General features: G+C 60.2%; 16 protein-coding genes. 4 read left to right on the top strand and 12 right to left on the bottom strand.

Annotated features, from left to right (window positions below; translation table 11 throughout):
• Positions 1–8: 8 nt before the first annotated feature.
• The 8 genes from BN1241_RS03500 to hrcA form a co-directional block, all read right to left on the bottom strand.
• Positions 9–1,520 (bottom strand): alpha/beta hydrolase family protein, encoded by a 1,512-nt coding sequence (locus BN1241_RS03500; RefSeq protein ID WP_054952311.1) that lies wholly within the window; start codon positions 1,518–1,520, stop codon positions 9–11.
• A complete protein-coding gene (gene era / locus BN1241_RS03495) occupies positions 1,520–2,419 on the bottom strand; it encodes a GTPase Era (protein WP_054952310.1) in 900 nt (299 codons plus the stop codon). The genes BN1241_RS03500 and era overlap by 1 nt, the downstream gene beginning before the upstream one ends.
• Positions 2,416–3,648: a hemolysin family protein gene (locus BN1241_RS03490; RefSeq protein WP_082418188.1), complete on the bottom strand. Its 1,233-nt coding sequence runs from the start codon at positions 3,646–3,648 to the stop codon at positions 2,416–2,418. Before BN1241_RS03490 ends, era begins: the two co-directional genes overlap by 4 nt.
• Positions 3,648–4,103, bottom strand: a complete 456-nt coding sequence (gene ybeY / locus BN1241_RS03485; RefSeq protein WP_054952308.1) for an rRNA maturation RNase YbeY — start codon at positions 4,101–4,103, stop codon at positions 3,648–3,650. Before ybeY ends, BN1241_RS03490 begins: the two co-directional genes overlap by 1 nt.
• Entirely contained in the window at positions 4,100–5,101 is a 1,002-nt protein-coding gene (locus BN1241_RS03480; RefSeq protein ID WP_054952307.1) for a PhoH family protein, read from the bottom strand. The genes ybeY and BN1241_RS03480 overlap by 4 nt, the downstream gene beginning before the upstream one ends.
• Before the next feature lies 1 nt (position 5,102).
• Positions 5,103–5,852 carry a 16S rRNA (uracil(1498)-N(3))-methyltransferase gene (locus BN1241_RS03475; protein ID WP_054952306.1) on the bottom strand — a complete coding sequence of 250 codons (750 nt, stop codon included), beginning with the start codon at positions 5,850–5,852 and terminating at the stop codon, positions 5,103–5,105.
• Positions 5,849–6,964 carry a molecular chaperone DnaJ gene (dnaJ, locus tag BN1241_RS03470; protein WP_054952305.1) on the bottom strand — a complete coding sequence of 372 codons (1,116 nt, stop codon included), beginning with the start codon at positions 6,962–6,964 and terminating at the stop codon, positions 5,849–5,851. The genes BN1241_RS03475 and dnaJ overlap by 4 nt, the downstream gene beginning before the upstream one ends.
• A 145-nt stretch (positions 6,965–7,109) precedes the next feature.
• Complete coding sequence (hrcA, locus tag BN1241_RS03465; RefSeq protein WP_054952304.1) at positions 7,110–8,108, bottom strand: heat-inducible transcriptional repressor HrcA; 999 nt, start codon at positions 8,106–8,108, stop codon at positions 7,110–7,112.
• A 77-nt stretch (positions 8,109–8,185) separates the two neighbouring features.
• On the opposite strand from hrcA, the gene BN1241_RS03460 reads away from it, so the two are divergent.
• Positions 8,186–9,052 (top strand): DUF3097 family protein, encoded by an 867-nt coding sequence (locus BN1241_RS03460; RefSeq protein WP_054952303.1) that lies wholly within the window; start codon positions 8,186–8,188, stop codon positions 9,050–9,052.
• 580 nt (positions 9,053–9,632) lie between these two features.
• Complete coding sequence (locus BN1241_RS03455; RefSeq protein ID WP_054952302.1) at positions 9,633–11,306, top strand: FAD-dependent oxidoreductase; 1,674 nt, start codon at positions 9,633–9,635, stop codon at positions 11,304–11,306.
• A gap of 414 nt (positions 11,307–11,720) precedes the next feature.
• Here BN1241_RS03455 and hemW read toward each other — a convergent pair whose 3' ends face one another.
• The 4 genes from hemW to lepA all read right to left on the bottom strand — a co-directional run bounded on the left by hemW (position 11,721) and on the right by lepA (position 16,358).
• Positions 11,721–12,953: a radical SAM family heme chaperone HemW gene (hemW, locus tag BN1241_RS03450; protein ID WP_054952301.1), complete on the bottom strand. Its 1,233-nt coding sequence runs from the start codon at positions 12,951–12,953 to the stop codon at positions 11,721–11,723.
• Positions 12,946–13,695: a tRNA (guanosine(46)-N7)-methyltransferase TrmB gene (gene trmB / locus BN1241_RS03445; RefSeq protein ID WP_054952300.1), complete on the bottom strand. Its 750-nt coding sequence runs from the start codon at positions 13,693–13,695 to the stop codon at positions 12,946–12,948. Before trmB ends, hemW begins: the two co-directional genes overlap by 8 nt.
• Positions 13,692–14,327: an MOSC domain-containing protein gene (locus BN1241_RS03440; RefSeq protein ID WP_054952299.1), complete on the bottom strand. Its 636-nt coding sequence runs from the start codon at positions 14,325–14,327 to the stop codon at positions 13,692–13,694. Before BN1241_RS03440 ends, trmB begins: the two co-directional genes overlap by 4 nt.
• Before the next feature lie 144 nt (positions 14,328–14,471).
• The gene (gene lepA, locus BN1241_RS03435; RefSeq protein ID WP_082418186.1) at positions 14,472–16,358 is read right to left on the bottom strand and encodes a translation elongation factor 4; all 1,887 of its coding nucleotides are present in this window, start codon (positions 16,356–16,358) and stop codon (positions 14,472–14,474) included.
• 218 nt (positions 16,359–16,576) lie between these two features.
• On the opposite strand from lepA, the gene BN1241_RS03430 reads away from it, so the two are divergent.
• Together BN1241_RS03430 and BN1241_RS03425 are read left to right on the top strand one after the other, a co-directional pair.
• The gene (locus BN1241_RS03430; protein WP_054952297.1) at positions 16,577–17,122 is read left to right on the top strand and encodes a hypothetical protein; all 546 of its coding nucleotides are present in this window, start codon (positions 16,577–16,579) and stop codon (positions 17,120–17,122) included.
• Positions 17,123–17,225: 103 nt separating this feature from the next.
• Complete coding sequence (locus BN1241_RS03425; protein ID WP_230198250.1) at positions 17,226–17,786, top strand: PH domain-containing protein; 561 nt, start codon at positions 17,226–17,228, stop codon at positions 17,784–17,786.
• Positions 17,787–17,861: the final 75 nt, after the last annotated feature.

Below are 17,861 nucleotides of genomic sequence, written 5' to 3'. Positions count from 1 at the left end.
AACCCAGATTATGACAAACCTGAGATAAGTGAGGGATAGACATTCCAATAGGCGAGAGCCGTCAACAGGGTCGCAAGGCCGATTATGCCGATGACTATGACTCCGTGTGCGAGCCCCTTGAGGGGGCGGGCACCCAACCAGGCGTAGAGGAGATGCACCACGAGGGCCGCGGCGACGAGTGCCACCACCTGGCAGAGGAGCCAGCCGCCACGCACAATGAGCGCATCCGTCTGGTAGGACAGGGCGAGCTCCGCGATGGAGAGGACGTACCAGATGAAGGCTCCCCAGGCGGCGAGCACCCCGACTCCCGCAATGATCAGCGAGGTGGCCACGCCCTTCATGTTCAGTATCCGTTGCCCGCGGAAGCGGATCTGACCAAGAAGTCCCCCGAGGAAGGACAGGACGGTGAGGGCGAGACCGGCGATGAGGATGACAACCGCGGCCGTCCCTGACGCGTACCAGCGCGGTGCCCCGGGTCGTTCCGCGGTGAAGTTTTGGACCGGTTGGTCTCCCGCGATGCGCGGCTCGGCGTGGGCCGTGTTCGGCAGTCCGAGGATCCATCTCGACACATCCCGACCCGCTTCGGTTGAGAGGAGCAGGTCCCCAGATTCGGTCTCGTTCCGGAGCCCGTGGTCGGCATCCTCGTAGTAGCGAAGCGTGTAGTCTCGGTTCCCGTTGACGGCGAGGTCATCGATGATGAGGTTCGCGCCCTGGATGACGGGCATGGAATAGTCGCCGGTTCCGTACATGATGAGGACTGGCTGTTCGAGTTGCTGCTGATAGGGGCTGACGTCGAAATCGATGTAGTCGAAGCCGCCGGGGAGCTCGCCTCCGATGAGACGGGGAATGGCTTGGAGGAGCTGTTCGGGAACTCCCAGCCTCCGCAGGTACGTGTCGGCCGCCAGTGCGCCCTGCTGACGAATGGGAAGGACTGGCGCGGAAACGAGGATGACGAAGCTGACCCGCGGCTCTGCGGCACCGACAATGGGGGCGATGAATGCGCCCTCGGATTCTCCGTAAACACCGACTCGGTGCGGGTCAACGCCCGGGCGTTCCGCAAGCCAATTCCACTGGTCCTCGTAGGCGAGTGCCAGCTGCTCGTAGTCGCGGGACGTGACCGAATAGCTGTCAAGCGGCTTATCCCCGACCAGCGTTGCGATGCCGGCCGAGGCCAGCGTGGTTGCGTGCTGGTTGAATGCCGTGTGCAGGTAGGTGCCGGTGCCGTGAATGAACACGACGCCCGGAATGTCGTGGTCGACACCGATCGGGGTGCGAAGGGTCACTTGGACGGTCTGCCCATCGGACAGTTCCACATCGTAAACCTCTGTCTTCACCTCGTAGGTGCGGGGCGGGGTCGTGACGGCGTTCGAACCGATCCGAGTATCGGAGGTTTGCGGCACGATCTGGTTGAGATACGGGTCGGGATTCCAGCCCGGTCCGGCAATCGTTCCCCACATGCCCAGGATGAGGACGAGAATAATGGTGGCGACCAGTCGGGGGTGCCGCACCTCTCGTGTCACTAGAATCCGAGTCTTCTTAGGAGCTTTGGGTCTCGCTGCCACTCTTTCGCTACTCGGACGTGGATGTCCAGGTAGACCCGGCACGCCAGGAGCTTCTCAATCTCTTCGCGCGCGGCTTTCCCCACTTCTTTGAGCCTTGCTCCCTTCGCACCGATGACGATGCCTTTCTGGGAGCTCCTCTCAACGTAGAGGTCCGCATGAATATCGATGAGGGGCGGCCTTTTGTCCCCCGGCTTTTGGGGGCGCTCGTTCATTTCTTCCACGAGCACGGCAATCGAGTGCGGAAGTTCGTCGCGCACCCCTTCGAGTGCCGCCTCCCTGATGAGCTCGGCAACGACGATGCGTTCCGGTTCGTGGATCGTTTCTCCCTCGGGATAGAGGATGGGAGATTCCTCCATGAGACCGATCAGTAGGTCGGCGAGGTAGTCGACGTTGTCACCGGTGACCGCACTGACGGGAATGATTTCCTTGAAATCGTGGAATTGGGAGACTTCGATGAGGTGGGTGGCGAGCTGCTCCTTCGTCACGAGATCGGTCTTCGTCACGATCGCGATGACGGGGGTCCGTGACTTCTGGATTTCTTCCAACAGGTAGGCATCGCCGGGGCCGATCTTGTCCGTTGCGGGCAAACACAGCGCCACGACATCAACATCGCCCAGGGTCTCGCGCACGAGGTCGTTGAGCCGCTCACCCAGCAAGGTGCGGGGACGGTGCATTCCCGGGGTATCAACCATGATGACCTGGCCAGCATCCCGGTTGACGATGCCGCGGATAACGCGGCGGGTGGTTTGAGGGCGTGCCGAGGTGATGGCAACCTTGTCACCAACGAGCGCGTTGGTCAGGGTGGATTTACCTGCATTGGGGCGACCCACCAGGCTCACGAATCCGGCTCTCGTCATTCTTCCTCCACCCTCGCAACAAGCGTTGCGAGCCTCTTTCGTCGTCCTTCGAAGCGTTCTGCCTGAAGGTGCAACCCTAGGATATCGGTCTCGGAGCCCGAAATCGGTATTTGGCCAAGCCCCTTGGCGAGCAAACCGCCGGCGGTATCCACGTCATCATCCTCGATCGAGAGACCAAAAAGCTCGCCGAGTTCGTCGATGGGGAGGCGTGCGGGAACACGGTAGATTCCCTCCCCGAGCTGTTCCACTTCGGGGGCTGCGTGGTCGTGTTCGTCAACCATCTCCCCCACGAGCTCTTCCAGAAGATCCTCCATCGTCACGAGCCCGGCAATGCCGCCGTACTCATCAACGACGAGAGCCATGTGGAAATACTTAGCCTGCATGTCGTGCAACACGTCGTCAACCGGCTTCATTTCCGGAACGAAGACGGCTTGGCGCATGACGTCGGAGACAGTGAGTTCGTCGGTGTCGAGCCTGCGGTGGGTGCGGCGAATAATGTCCTTGACGTACAGCACGCCCGCCACGTCATCGACCGTGTCGCCCGTGACGGGGATACGGGAGTAGCCGGACCGAACAAAGAGGGAGATGGCCTTGTCGAGGGATGTGTCGGTGTGAATGGTGATCATGTCGGTACGGGGCACCATGACTTCACGCACCATCGTGTCCCTCATGCCCATGACCGATTGGAGAAGGATCCGTTCGTCCTCTTCGAGCTCATCCGATTCGCTCACGCGCTCCATCATGATCGCCAGATCATCATCGTCCTTTTCTTCCTCATCCTTCTGGACAAAGGCGGCAAAGAGTTTCGTGAGAACGGCAAGCGGTGTAGCGAACGCACCGATGGTCTTGACCGGGTTCTTTCGTCCGAGCTTGCGCGGAGAAAACACACCCATGATCAGTGCGAGAACGATGGCGACGACCAGGGTGAAGAGCACCACCTGCCACCAGGCGGACAGGAAGTCCGCGGCAACGAGGGCAAGAACGGAGCCGGCGGTAATGGTTGAAATTGCCCTAATCGATGTGACGGCAACACGTGCAGCGGTACGAGATTCGACGATGTGGGCGATCTTCGTCCCATTTTTCCCGAGAGCCATGGCCTCCGCGGCCTCGGTCCGGGTGATCCGTGCAAGTGCAGCATCGAGTGCCGAAGCGCTCACTTCGATGAGGAGGAGAATGATGACGAGGCCGACAAGGGGTGCTTCCGGGACCTCGTTAAGCATGGGTGTCATTATCTGTCCGCGAGGAAGTTGAGGAGCAGCTTGCGCTGCAACCCAAACATTTCCTTCTCCTCCTCGGGAGTTGCATGATCGTAGCCCAGCACGTGCAGGATGCCGTGGGTGACGAGCAGGAGGACCTCCTCGATCGTGGCATGCCCTGCTACTTTCGCTTGCTCGGCGGCAACCGTGGGACAAACAACGACATCACCGAGGAGCCCTTCGACCGGTTCCTGGCCGGCGGGTGCGGGCCTGATCTCGTCCATCGGGAACGAGAGCACGTCGGTCGGCCCCTCCTCATCCATCCACTTGACGTGCAGGTCCGACATCGTGTCCTCGTCCACGAGCATGACGGTCAGATCCGAACCGGGGTGGACTCTCATCTCGTCCAGCACGTACCGTGCGAGTGCCGAGATTTCTTCACCATCGAGAGCCGGTTCAAATCCCGACTCGTCCGCGTACTCGATCAACGCCGCCTCCTATGGTTGGGCTGGGTCTCGTCCACTCCCCAGCGCTCGTATGCGTCAATAATTTCGCCAACGAGGCGATGTCGTACCACGTCCGCGCTCGACAGTTCAGCAAATGCCAGACCGTCAATGTCTTTCAAAATTGTGCGGACCACCTTGAGTCCGGACTGTGTGCCGCCCGGCAGATCCACCTGGGTGACGTCACCCGTGATGACTGCCTTGGAGCCGAATCCGAGGCGGGTGAGGAACATTTTCATCTGCTCCGGCGTCGTGTTCTGCGCCTCGTCGAGGATGATAAATGCGTCATTGAGGGTGCGGCCACGCATGTACGCGAGCGGCGCCACCTCGATCGTGCCGGCCGCCATGAGCTTCGGGATCGCGTCAGCATCTAGCATGTCGTGCAGCGCGTCATACAGCGGGCGCAGGTAGGGGTCAATCTTGTCGTTCAGCGTTCCGGGAAGGAATCCGAGCGACTCCCCCGCCTCCACAGCCGGACGGGTGAGGACGATGCGGGAGACCTCACGGCTCTGCAGAGCAACAACGGCTTTCGCCATCGCCAGGTAGGTTTTGCCGGTACCGGCAGGTCCGATACCGAAGATGACCGTGTTCTCGTCGATCGCATCGACGTATTTCTTTTGTCCCACGGTCTTGGGCCGGATGGTCTTTCCCCGGTTGGAGAGAATATCCGTGTTCATCACATCCGAGGGGGCCGCGAGACCCTCCTTGGTGATGGTGATGGCACGCTCGACCGAATCCACGGTCAGTGCCGTGCCCCCGCGAACAACGTTGATAAGTTCTGAAATAAGCGAGGCCGCGAGAGCAACGGGCCCCTCGGCTCCGTCAATCGTGATCTCTCGTTCCCGCACGTGGATGCTTGCGGGTGCGAGTCCGCGTTCCAGGGCTCGCAGGACTTCGTCCCTGTGGCCGAGGAGATTGATGAGGGGGATATCGTCTGGGACGTTTAAGACCTGCACATGTGACCTTCCTGCCGGTGAGCTCATCCTATCGCCAGCTTCCGCTCAAAACATTGACGACCGTGGCGGCAACTGTTCCTGCAGTACCCGACCGGAGAACATTATCGCCAAGCAGCACCGGTTCCCCGCCGGCACGAACGAAACTGTCGAGTTCGACTTCGCTGATTCCGCCCTCGGGACCAACAATGATCCACACCCGGTCCGTGGGGTCGAATTCCAACCCAGCAAGCCTCGTGGTTGCTGTTTCTTGGCAGAGCAGGACTCGCCCGCCGTCTTGGACGGTGTCGGCGATGGCCTGGGTCAGCTGTTTCGACGTGTAGGGGCCGCTCACGGTGGGGAGGTGGGATTGGCGGGACTGCTTCATGGCGGCCAATCCCAGCTGCTCCCACTTCGCAATCCCCTTGTCCGCCTTCGGTCCGGACCAGCGCACGATTGACCGATCTGCCTGCCAGGCAACGATGCCGTTCACGCCGACTTCGATTGCTGCTTCGATGGCGGACTCGTCACGCCCACCCTTGGCTAGTGCCTGAACGAGGGTGATGGCGATGCCGCGTTCCTCGTGCGAAACCGATTCGGCGGTGCCGACAAGGCTGGTGGGGCTGGCGGAGGCGACCCTAATCGTTGCCCTTGTGCCTGCGCCGTTGACCACGTCGATGACCTCACCTGGGGTGACGCGTTTGACGTGGGCGTGGCGGGCTTCATCTCCTGTCAGCTCCACCGGGGAACCAACCTCAACGGTTTTGCCGAGGTTGGGGTCGTAGTAGACCTGGTTGGTCACCTGAAGCGGTCCTTGAAACGGGAGAAGACAGAGCTTGATTCGGATACCAGGTTGCCTTCGGGCTGGGTTTCTCCCCGGATTTCAGCTAGTTCCTTCAGCAGTTCCTTTTCCCGTGAGGAGAGCTTCGTGGGTGTTTGGACGTGAATGTTGATGACGAGGTCACCGCGGTCCGAGCGGTGCAGCCTGCCCACGCCCTTGCCGCGTACTCGCAGGGACACGCCACCGGACGTGCCGGGTTCAATCTCCACATTCTGGGGTCCGTCGAAAGACTCAATGGTCATCGTCGTACCGAGCGCGGCGGCTGTCATAGGGATCTCGAGTTCGCACACGAGGTCGTCTCCCTGGCGGGTGAACTCGGGATGGTGCTTGACGTGCACCTCGACAAACAGGTCACCCTGGGGTCCGCCGGCCGGACCAACTTCGCCTCTCCCAGGCATCCGAATCCTCATGCCGTCCTCAATACCGGCAGGAATCTTGACCTGGAGGGTCTGCTGGGCGCGGACGCGCCCCTCGCCCGCGCAGTCGAGGCAGGGATCGGTGATGACGGTGCCGTGGCCCTGGCAGACACCGCACGAGCTGGTGGACATAACCTGGCCGAGGAAGGAGTTGGTAACCTTGCGGACCGAACCGGAACCACCACACGCAGTACAGGTCGTCGGTTCGCTGCCTTCGCGGGAGCAGGTGCCGTTGCAGGTCTTGCAGCGGATCGCGGTATCGATCGTCAGTTCAGTTTCGATACCGAAGGTTGCATCAATGAGATCGATTTCTACGGGAACGAGGGCGTCCTGTCCGCGACGTCCGCGGGGAACGGGTCCCCGTGCGGCGGTGCTACCTCCGAAGAAGGTGTCGAAGATGTCGTGGAAGGAGCCACCAAATCCGCCCGCTCCCCCGCCGCCGTTGCGGACTGCGGATTCGCCTCCCATGTCGTACAGGCGGCGCTTCTCCTCGTTGGAGAGGACCTCGTAGGCGCCCGTCACCTCCTTAAACTCGTCGGCCTTGTCGGGGCCGGCAACGTCCGGGTGCAGGGTGCGTGCCTTTTTCCTGTAGGCTCTCTTGATTTCATCCTGGGTCGCTGAACGCGATACCCCAAGAATGTCGTAGTAGTCAGCCACTAACGCCGTATCTTTCTGTTCGAGTTGTCGTTACTTTTGGTCACGGTCAGTCTTATCAAAGTTCCCGAGGGTAACCGGTCAGGTCCGGAGTGCCAGGCCTGGCATGTGCGCACGTGATCTTCTCACGAGGTTGAGTCCCACCACGCTAGGACCCAAGGATTCGGGTGAGGTAGCGGGCCACGGCACGTACGCTCACCATCGCGTTGGCGTAGTCCATGCGAGTGGGTCCCACGATGCCGAGACGGGAGGTACCCGGTTCACCGTACATCGAGGTGACGATCGATGCTTCCGCCAGCCCCTCATCCTGGTTCTCCTCGCCAATGGTCACGGCCAGCTCATCTCCCACGTCAGCAAAGAGCCGCAGTAATACGACCTGTTCTTCGAGGGCTTCAAGGACCGGGGTAATGGTGCGGGCGAAATCCAGGTTGGTGCGGGCAAGGTTCGCGGTGCCTGCCATGACGAGGCGTTCCTCTGCCTCATCGGTCATGACATCCTTCAACACGGCCGTGATCGCCCCCACCATCCGCTTCTCAAGGGGAGGAAGGTGATCGAATTCTTTCGAGTCGAGGGTGATCTCGGGACCGGCTTTGCCCACCGTGGCACTGTTCACCCGGGCGGCGATCGAGGTTGCCAGCTCATCGGTCAACGAGATTTCCAGGGTGCGCTGCTGGACTGCGCCGGAGTCGGTAATGGCTATGAGCATGGCGTGGTGATCCGAAATGGGGACAAGTTCGACGTGACGTAGTGCGTGACGTTTCCGGTTCGGGTATTGGACGACAGCCACCTGGTTGGTGAGCTGGGCGAGGAGCCTGCCGGCACGGATCAGCACATCATCCATGTCGACCGCGCCCTCCAACCACGTCTCGATTGCACGCTTTTCAGCGGACGAGAGGGGCTTGATCTGGGAGATGGAGTCCACGAAGGCACGGTAGCCGCGATCTGTAGGAACGCGCCCCGCTGAGGTGTGCGGCTGGTGAATGAGCCCGCCCTCCTCCAACGCCGCCATGTCATTCCTAATCGTGGCGGAAGATACGTCGAACCCGTGCCGGTCAGCAATGGCCTTTGAGCCAACGGGTTCACGAGTGTGCACATAGTCCTGCACAATCGCCTGCAAGACCCTCAGTCGACGTTGGTCGCTTCGCACCGTTCCTCCCTCTTTGCACTCGACATGCCCGAGTGCTAATTCTATGCACGATTGACTTTACTGCATACCCTGGAACGGTGAGAGCTTCGCGACCAGCTGACAGATATGGCAGGGATGTCCTGTCCCAGCCCAAGCCTTCCCGTCTGCGCACACAAAAGGATGTGTCTGCCGACGTGGGCCTCGTACTCGAGGACGTGGCGAGCGGTTTTGTTGGGGAACTCGTGGCATGTGGGAAAGTTGCCGGTGAATACCTCATGACCCTCGAGGGCCGCGGCGGGGTGAAACGAAAGTTTCCTCTCGGTCCCGGCTTCTGGATCGACGGGGAACCGGTCAACATGATCGCCCCCAAAAAGCAGGCCGCAAGGGCCCAAGCACCGGCACGCACCGCCTCCGGTTCAGTACGCGTGCAAGCAAAACCATCCACGATCATGCCGTCTCGCATGTGGGTCGAGGGCCGGCACGATTGGCAGCTCATCGACAAAGTCTGGGGCGAGGACCTGCGCTTCGAAGGCATTGCCGTGGAAGAACTTGCTGGCGTGGACAGGCTTGGCGACATGCTGGCGTCCTTCGAACCCGGCCCGGGCCGGCGCGCAGCCGTCCTCGTCGACCATCTGCTCCCTGGAACGAAAGAATCCCGCCTCGTAGACGAGGCCCTTGGTCGTTACGGTAACGACCACGTCCTCGTTCTCGGCCACCCCTACGTTGACGTGTGGCAGGCAATTAAACCGGCCCGCGTAGGTTTGAAAGAGTGGCCCCATATCCCCAAGCACATCGACATCAAGAAGGGTAGCCTCGCGGCCCTTGGCCTCCCCCACGACACCGTCGAGGACGTTGGCATTGGCTGGTCTAAGATCCTTGGTCGCGTCCGGGATTGGAAAGACCTTGAACCCTCGCTGCTCGGCAGGGTCGAGGAACTCATCGACTTCCTGACGGCACCCCAATAGCTTCCTGACGCCCCCATAGCCAGAAGCCACCCGCAATTGCACCACTGCCTCTTGGAAGTGCGCTTACCACATATCCACAAGCAGTCTCCCCTACCCAAATCCTCAATATCTCCGTAGTGGCAGACCCGCAACCGAACGACCACAGACTATTTCCCATTGGGTGTTCGGCCTCCTTACTCTTGTCTTCGGGTAGGCTCTCCCTTTCGATCGGGAGAACACGCCTGCTCCTAGCGAGTAACAGTGTCTTACCCGCCGTGCATAGTTTTCTGTCAGTAGCAGAACACAAGCTTGACCACCTGGGCCTGCGCGAATGGGTCGTCAGTTCGCGTGGTGAAGCTTCTAGTACCGTAGGTTTCTCCTCTCCTTAAACCCGCGGTTTTATTGGGGTTTTCACGCCCTGAAGATAGGACACATGGGAGAGGTTGGAGAGTCTCAATTCTGCCCGTCCGAATTGCCCAAATTGTGCATCGGGGAACCAAATTCGCCGGTCAGGCCTAGTGCTAGACGTCGTTCACTTGACGGGATATTTTGAGAGAGACAGCCGTTACACGTCACATCGCAAAGGAGCGTGCACCCAGAAATGTCTGAGCAATGGAATGAAAACTACGACGTCGTCATCGTCGGCAGCGGCACCGGGTTATTCTCGGGGATTTTGGCCGCGAATGCTGGCCTGAAAACTGTCATTGTCGAAAAGGATCACAAGTTCGGCGGTTCAACCGCACTGTCGGGCGGCGGTATGTGGATGCCGGGTAACCGGATCAGTCGCGCCGCAGGAATGAAGGACAGCAGGGATCGTGCAGAAACCTACCTCCGTGAGGTTGTAGCCGGTGTCTCTCCCGAGCCTAGGTGGCAGACCCATCTCGACTACGCCGCGAAGACCGTCGACGCGATCGTCACCCACACGGACCTGAAGCTTGAGGTCATGCGCGAGTACGCGGACTACTACTCGGACGTTCCCGGTGGGTCCGCTAGCGGACGCTCGGTTGAACCCTCCCCCTTCGACATGAACTCGCTTGGTGACGACAAGGACCTCATCCAGTCGGGTGACCTGTCCGCCCCGGTTCCCATGCCGATCACCGGCGGTGACTTCAAGTGGATGAACCTTATGATGAGGAAGCCGCTCAAGGCTTTCCCAAGGATCCTGAGACGAGTCGCCCTGGGCATGGGAGGAATGGCTTTCGGTAGGGACTATACGGCCTCCGGTAAGGCACTCGCCGCGGGTCTCTACTCGGGCGCCAAGAAGGCAGGAGTGGACCTCTGGAACGACACTCCTCTCGTTGACCTCGTCATCGAGAACGGCAGGGCCATTGGCGTCGTTGTCGAACGAAACGGTCGAGAAGTTCGTATTCGCGCGAACCGCGCCGTGATTCTTGCCGCTGGCGGCTTCGATCGCGATATTGAAAAGCGCAAGCAATACCAGTCCGAGGTTATTGAAAGCGGCTGGCAGTTCGGTGCTCCCGGCAATACGGGCGACACGATTGACCTTGCCGAAAAGCATGGACTGGACCTTGATCTACTCGACAAGTCCTGGTGGTTTCCGGCAATTCCGGAACTGAAGGAAGGCGCCGGCCCCACCGTTCTCCTCGCGGAACGTTCACTGCCCGGCTCCCTCATTGTTGACCGTACTGGCCACCGTTTCTTCAACGAGTCGATCGACTACATGCGTGCAGGCGAGACCATGCTCGGCATTGATGATGGAGAAGAACCGCACCTGCCCGCCTGGATGATTATCGATGACAAGTTTGTGAAGAACTACGTCATGGGCGGTGTGAAGATGCCGATGATGCCGATTCCGGACGAGTGGTACAAGGCCGGGGTTGCCGTTCAAGCGGACACGATTGTTGAGTTGGGAAGTAAGATCGGCACGGAGGACCTGCCGGGTGGTGTCAGGCGCTTCAACGTCCTGGCTGCCCAGGGCACCGACGATGACTTCCAGCGTGGAAAGACGGCCTACGACCGCTACTACGGCGATCCGACCATCACGCCGAACCCGAACCTGCGGCCTCTCTCCGATTCGGGCCCCTACTACGCGATCAAAGTTGTCCCCGGCGACCTCGGCACGTGTGGCGGCCTCCGAGCAGACGAGAAGGCCCGCGTCTACTCGTCGGGCGGTGGCACGGTCGACGGCCTCTACGCCATCGGTAACGCTGCAGCCAACGTCTTCGGTGGTGTCTACCCGGGACCCGGTGCCACCATTGGCCAGGGCCTGACCCTCGGGTATGCCGCGATCGACGACATCGTCGCCAACGGCTAATAGCCGTACACCACTAGTCAGGCGCTAGTACAGGTCCAGGGGCCTTCGTAACGCTTTGCGAAGGCCCCTGGCTGGTTAAATTTCCATCGATCGTTGAATATTCGCACGTGGCACGCAGGCACTCGTAGGGTGCCAGGGACACTGTGGACCATACCCCGCACGAACGTGATGCAGATCGCCGAAGAGTTCGGCCAAACCGCCCTAGCCCGGGGAATGAGTCAGTGCCCATTGCGCTTGCCTAGCTCACGGACATGTTTTCCCACCGCATCGTTCGGCTGCTTGGTAGCCAGTACGTACTAAGACAGTGAGGCAGTGCGACAGCCCGGTACGTACCCGATCGCACTCTCCCAGCGACCTACCGCGTGTTCGATTCATCCGGCTATTGAAGTCGCCTCAAAGAGGTCGCCTTGACTGCTAGTCCCAGAGTTGCCGGATCACGGTGTCTGCTAGCAACCGTCCGTTGAGGGTCAGGACCATCCGGCCACCTGTTAGCTCGCTGGGATCCAGAAGTCCATCGTGTGCCAAGATCATGGTCTTGTGACGTCGCTTGGCGAGCTCTGCACGGTCGAGGGCTTGCCCAGGTCCTGCCAGCCCAGCCGTATCCGGCAGTCCCTCGGCCAAACGGATGCCGAGCATGATGTCCTCCTCGGCACGCTCTTGCGGGGAGAGAATCTCCCGTGCTGCAGCAGGTGATTCCCCCGCTTTGAGTCGTTCGGCCCAGGCTCTCGGATGCTTGACGTTCCAAAATCGCGTGCCGTTGATGTGGGAGTGCGCCCCAGGGCCGAATCCCCACCAGTTGCTGTTGCGCCAGTACGCCATGTTGTGGCGCGATTGGTGGCCTGGCTTTGACCAGTTTGAAACCTCGTACCAGGAGTAGCCGGCCGTGCTCAGCATCTCGTCCGCGATCTCATACTTGGCAGCAAGATCATCGGGATCCGTGTCGGGCAGGATTCCTCTCTTCACCTGCTGCCCCATTTTCGTCCCCGGCTCGATACCGAGCCCGTAGGCGGAAACGTGGTCGGGATTCATGGCTATTGCTTCAGCCAGGGAGTGGCGCCAGTCGTCGAGGGACTCCCCGGGGGTGCCGTAGATCAGGTCAACGGAAGCGGAGAGCCCGGCCTCCCGTGCCCAGTTGATGACCATGGGGACCCGTTCGGGAGTGTGCAGGCGGTCGAGAGTGGCGAGCACGTGGGTGGCGGCGGACTGCATTCCAACCGAGACCCGTGTGAAACCCGCGTCCTTCAAGGAACGCAGATACTCGGCATCAACCGTTTCGGGATTTGCTTCGGTCGTGATTTCCGCGCCGTCTTCAAAGCCGAAGACAAGTTCGAGAACGCCGAGGATGTGGGCAAGCTGGGATGCCTGCAGGTAGGTGGGGGTGCCACCACCGAAGAAAATAGTTGACAGGGGTTTCCCACCATCAAGCACCTGGCCGGCGAGTGCGATCTCGCCAAGCAACTGGGAGTCGTATTCACGCGGTGTGGCACCGGGTCCCAGTTCGGTGGACGTATAGGTGTTGAAGTCGCAATACCCGCAGCGCACCTGGCAGAACGGGACGTGAACGTAGGCCGAGAAGGGCCTGTCCATGGAAATATCGGGCAGGGTCCCGTCCTTGGGTGCCGGGTCACCGTCTGGCAATTCAGGCACGGAACACCTCCAGGTCGTGGATTCCGCGTTCCTCATTGAGTCCGCGGGTCTCGAAGCGGGTTGTGATGCGGCCTTCCCAGCGGGGTGCGAATCCTCCCGTGATCCCGGCTTCTGCGGGATCGTCCTCGTCGGGGCGCTGCCCGGCATGAGGGTTGATGAACTCGGGGACGGCCGCGATCGCGTCCCTCATCTGCCACGCGTAGTCATCCCAGTCGGTCGCCAACCGCCAAACACCACCCTCGGGGAGGATACCGGCGACGAGGCGAGCGAAATCCGGGGTGACAAGGCGACGCTTACGGTGGCGTGCCTTCTGCCACGGGTCTGGGAAGAAGGTCCACACCTCGTCGGGCAGCCGGTTGGGTCCAAACATGAGAGGGAGCGCAGGGACTGCGTCAGCACAGATCATGCGGACGTTATCGACCCCTTCGCGAACGATCCGGGCAACGGAGGCGGCCACTCCCGGCCACCAGACTTCAAAAGCCAGGTGGTTGATTTCGGGATGTGCCTTGGCGTGGGCAACGATCTGGTCGGCAGCCCCCGCACCGATCTCAACAATGAGCGGTGCGTCCCGTTCAAAGATTTCCGTGAGGTCCGGAACTTCGGTCAGAACGAGGCTGCGATCCACTTTCGCATCAATAACGTACCGGTCCCCGTATTGGTCGAGTGCGCGCTGGTTCCGTTCCGGGAGGCGTCCACTGCGCCTAACGAAGGAGGTGATGCGGCGGTGATGGGGCTCGGTCACAGTGTGTTCCTTAGTTCTTCTGGTAGATAGTTTTGGACGTAGGTGGCCAGTTCAATGTCACCGGCACGGTGGGCTTTTGCGAGCGTCTCCACGTGGTTGGTGCGGTCATGGAAGAGATCCCGGACTGTGATGCCGTGACCGGGTACGTGCAGTTCAAAAAGCTCGTCCCCCGCCTGGGCCTCGCCGGCAACTCGTACTCGAAAGTAGGCTCCCGAGTAGCCGTGGTGGAGGAAGCGTTTCAGCCAGCCTTCTTCCCCGCGCCAGTATTCGAAGGTTCGGCATGGGTTCCGGCATCCTGTCACCTCGAGCTCGACCGTTCCCAGCCTGTAGCGAGACCCGAGAATCAGCGAATCGACGTCACCATCGACCCTCAGGTTCTCCCCAAAGATCCCGGGACGTAGCTCTTCGCCCAGTTCCTGCTCCCACCACGCCATCTGCTCATTCGACATGGCATAGACGGCCTTCTCGACTCCGCCGTGCTTGGCGCGATCGCACTGGATGTCACCCCACAACCCCATTGGGACAATCTTAATCGGGCCGGTGACGGGTAGTTTGTTGATGGCGGTGACCCCGACTCGCCCGAATGGGACGGGCACGAGTTCGGATACAATACACAGGTGGGTGACTAGCATGCTCTCCACTGTAGCGGTGTGCTGTGCGAACCGTGAGGGAAGCACGTGCACTCCGCGGCTCGACCGGTCATTATTTTCCGGGCGGGTTGGCTCTTGCCCAAATCACGATCATGACAATGATGATGGCTGCAAGCAGGAGCCATTTCATTTCGCGGGAGCCTGATCCGAGGTCAGGGCTGCAACGAATGCTTCCTGCGGAACATCGACGCGACCGATCGACTTCATGCGCTTCTTACCTTCCTTCTGCTTTTCCAGAAGTTTACGTTTACGAGAAATGTCGCCACCGTAGCATTTTGCGAGCATGTCCTTACGGAGCGCCTTGATCGTTTCACGAGCAATGACACGCGATCCGATCGCTGCCTGGATGGGAATCTCGAACTGCTGGCGCGGGATGAGGTTCTTGAGTTTGCCGGTCATTTCCGTCCCGTAGGCGTAAGCCTTGTCGCGGTGGACGATCGCGGAGAACGCATCAACCTTCTCGTGGTTGAGCAGAATATCGACCTTGACCAGATCGGCATTCTGCTCCCCATCCATGTCGTAGTCGAGGGATGCGTAGCCACGGGTCTTGGACTTGAGCTGGTCAAAGAAGTCGAACACGATCTCAGCGAGCGGAAGCCGATAGTGCATTTCCACCCGGTCTTCCGACAGGTAGTCCATGCCGCCCATCGTTCCACGTCGCTGCTGGCACAGCTCCATGACCGCACCAATGTAGTCGGCCGGGGTCAGGATCGTAGCCTGCACCATCGGTTCAGAAATCTTGTCGACCTTGATATCCGGGAATTCAGACGGGTTCGTCACCTCGATCTCGGTGCCGTCCTCGCTCGTCACCGAGTAGATGACGGAGGGAGCGGTCGCAATCAGGTCGATACCGAACTCACGCTCAAGCCGCTCGCGAATGATCTCTAGGTGGAGCAGTCCGAGGAAGCCGCAGCGGAAACCAAAGCCGAGGGCTGCGGACGATTCTGGTTCAAAGGTCAGGGCCGCATCATTGAGCTGTAGCTTGTCTAGGGCCTCACGCAGTGCCGGGAAGTCCGAGCCGTCGATCGGGTAGATACCGGAGAACACCATGGGCTTCGGTTCGACGTAGCCCGGGAGTGCCTCAGTGGCGGGGTGAGCGGAGATCGTGACCGTGTCACCGACGCGAGTCTGGCGAACATCCTTTGCACCCGTAATGAGGTAGCCGACCTCTCCCACACCAAGACCGTTCGCCGGCCGCGGCTCGGGGGAAATCACGCCAATTTCCTGAAGCTCGTGCGTCACTCCCGTAGACATCGTGGTCAATTTCGTGCGGGGCGTGAACAGTCCGTCCTTCACCCTCACGTACGTGACGACGCCGCGGTAGGAGTCGTACACGGAGTCGAAGATCATGGCGCGGGCGGGAGCCTCCGGGTCACCAACGGGTGCCGGGATTTCACCCACGATCCGATCCAGCAGGTCAGAAACGCCCTCACCAGTCTTGCCCGATACGCGCAGGCAGTCCTCGGGTTCACCACCGATCAGGGAGGCGAGTTCTTCCGCATACTTTTCCGGCTGCGCTGCCGGGAGGTCAATCTTGTTGAGAACGGGGACGATCGCCAGATCGTTCTCGAGCGCCATGTAAAGGTTCGCGAGGGTTTGCGCCTCGATGCCCTGGGCGGCATCCACCAGGAGGATTGCGCCCTCGCAGGCGGCGAGCGACCTGTTGACCTCGTAGGAGAAGTCAACGTGCCCGGGAGTATCGATCATGTTGAGCGCATATTCGGTGCCATCCACGGTCCAGGGCATGCGGACTGCCTGGGACTTGATGGTAATGCCGCGCTCGCGCTCAATGTCCATCCGGTCAAGATATTGGGCGCGCATGAGACGCTCCTCGACAATGCCGGTGAGCTGAAGCATGCGATCGGCCAGGGTCGATTTGCCGTGGTCAATATGCGCAATAATGCAGAAGTTCCGCAACCGGTCAGCGGGCGTTTTTGCCGGCTGGAGTGACTGGGTGGGATTCAACGTAGACACTGGTCTCCATTCTATGTTCCAAACTAGTCTACCCGTCATTGCTCCCCAACCAATGACATGTTTGGGTGACCTGCCTCAACCGACCTTGTGGAGCCCTCCCGCGGATGAACATGACCGAGGCGATCGAAACACTTTGCAACTCAGTGAAGGTTCTGGGGATCTAGGCGATCCCAACCGACCCAACTCCCTGTTCGCTCTAGGGTAATTCTCAGCAAACTCCCATTACTTATGAGCCACGAGCTGAGAGAATGAGACCCATGAGTGCGTTGCCCGGATCTCTTTCCCTTTTCCTCCCGCTCCTGGTCAAACTGTTGAAAGGACCGGGCACCATCCTCGTGGCCATCAATGGACTCCTCACCGGTCTCCTGCTGTGGCTGACGATCAATGCGGTCAGGGACGGGCACCCCTCCGTCTGGCTCTTCCTCATCATCGCTGCACTCCTCCTCCTCGGGATCCTCGTGTTCGCGATCCGAGGGAGCAGGCTCTCCAAGCACGTTGATGAGCTCGCCAACCTTCAGGTTGAACCGAGCCAAGAAATCATCACGGCCGATGGCAGGTCAACGCGGGATGAAGAGATCAACCAGCGAATCAAAGACGCAGCCTACGAGGCAAGCCTGAGGGATGGAAAGTTCATGCCCCGAGTAAAAGCCGCCCAACGGGCAGCGATTGCCGCAGCCGGTGGCACCGTGCAGGCGCCCTACCTCAAGGCCGATCTGCGGATTACGATCATCGCCGGCCTGGTGACCTTGGCGGCTGGCCCCCTGTCGTTCTTCCTGTTGATTCTTACCGCAATCATCTCGTAGGAGCGACACGCGACCTCCCTGGTCACGGGCTCAATGCCATTCTTGCCGGGGGATATCCCACGCCCTCATTTTGGGACAAGTCCCCACGCAAAATTGCGGATACATGAGGTGGATCAACCTGTCGTGTGGGACGATGTTTGCCATGGGACTACCGACAAAGTATTTAGGCAAGGATGAGGTCATCATCCGCCACATGCACAGCCATGTGAAAGAACTCTTCCTCTCCATCGGCCTCGGCATCCTGCTCGTTGCCGCCGTCATTGCCGCTTTCATCTTCATTCCCGAATCACTGAAGCCGTGGGCTCCTCTCGTGGTGCTCGGCCTCGCCGTCATCCTCATGGTCTGGAAGGTCATCATTCCCTGGCTCAAGTGGGCGACCGATACCTACACGGTTACCTCACGCCGAATCATCACCCGCACGGGCATCATCGCCAAGAATGGACACGACATCCCTCTCGCCCGCATCTCCAACGTTTCGTATGAGCACGATCTCATTGACCGGATCTTTGGTTGCGGCACTCTCATCCTCGAGACCTCAGCTGATAATCCGCTGCGCCTTCACGACATTCCCAAGGTCGAAGAGGTGCACGTTGAATTGACCGAATTGCTATTCCGTGACGATCACGACCCGGACTTCAATCGGAGCTTCCAACGGGACTACTAGAACCCGGCCATACCTTCCTTGAGTGTGGCAAAGCAACGAAGGGATCTTCGTCAGCATTGATCGCTCTGTCCCCGC

This window comes from Flaviflexus massiliensis (genome assembly GCF_001375495.1).
Classification (GTDB): Bacteria; Actinomycetota; Actinomycetes; order Actinomycetales; family Actinomycetaceae; genus Flaviflexus; species Flaviflexus massiliensis.
Note: the sequence above shows the minus strand (reverse complement) of the source record. Positions and strands in the feature narration are given on the sequence as shown.

What these genes read in the sequence shown, in the direction of transcription:
- BN1241_RS03455 (WP_054952302.1), top strand. Translation starts at nt 9,633, where the DNA reads ATGTCTGAGCAATGGAATGAAAACTACGACGTCGTCATCGTCGGCAGC.
- BN1241_RS03440 (WP_054952299.1), bottom strand. Translation starts at nt 14,327, where the DNA reads ATGCTAGTCACCCACCTGTGTATTGTATCCGAACTCGTGCCCGTCCCA.
- BN1241_RS03490 (WP_082418188.1), bottom strand. Translation starts at nt 3,648, where the DNA reads ATGACACCCATGCTTAACGAGGTCCCGGAAGCACCCCTTGTCGGCCTC.
- lepA (WP_082418186.1), bottom strand. Translation starts at nt 16,358, where the DNA reads ATGACGGGTAGACTAGTTTGGAACATAGAATGGAGACCAGTGTCTACG.
- BN1241_RS03430 (WP_054952297.1), top strand. Translation starts at nt 16,577, where the DNA reads ATGAGTGCGTTGCCCGGATCTCTTTCCCTTTTCCTCCCGCTCCTGGTC.
- BN1241_RS03425 (WP_230198250.1), top strand. Translation starts at nt 17,226, where the DNA reads ATGAGGTGGATCAACCTGTCGTGTGGGACGATGTTTGCCATGGGACTA.
- BN1241_RS03480 (WP_054952307.1), bottom strand. Translation starts at nt 5,101, where the DNA reads ATGAGCTCACCGGCAGGAAGGTCACATGTGCAGGTCTTAAACGTCCCA.
- era (WP_054952310.1), bottom strand. Translation starts at nt 2,419, where the DNA reads ATGACGAGAGCCGGATTCGTGAGCCTGGTGGGTCGCCCCAATGCAGGT.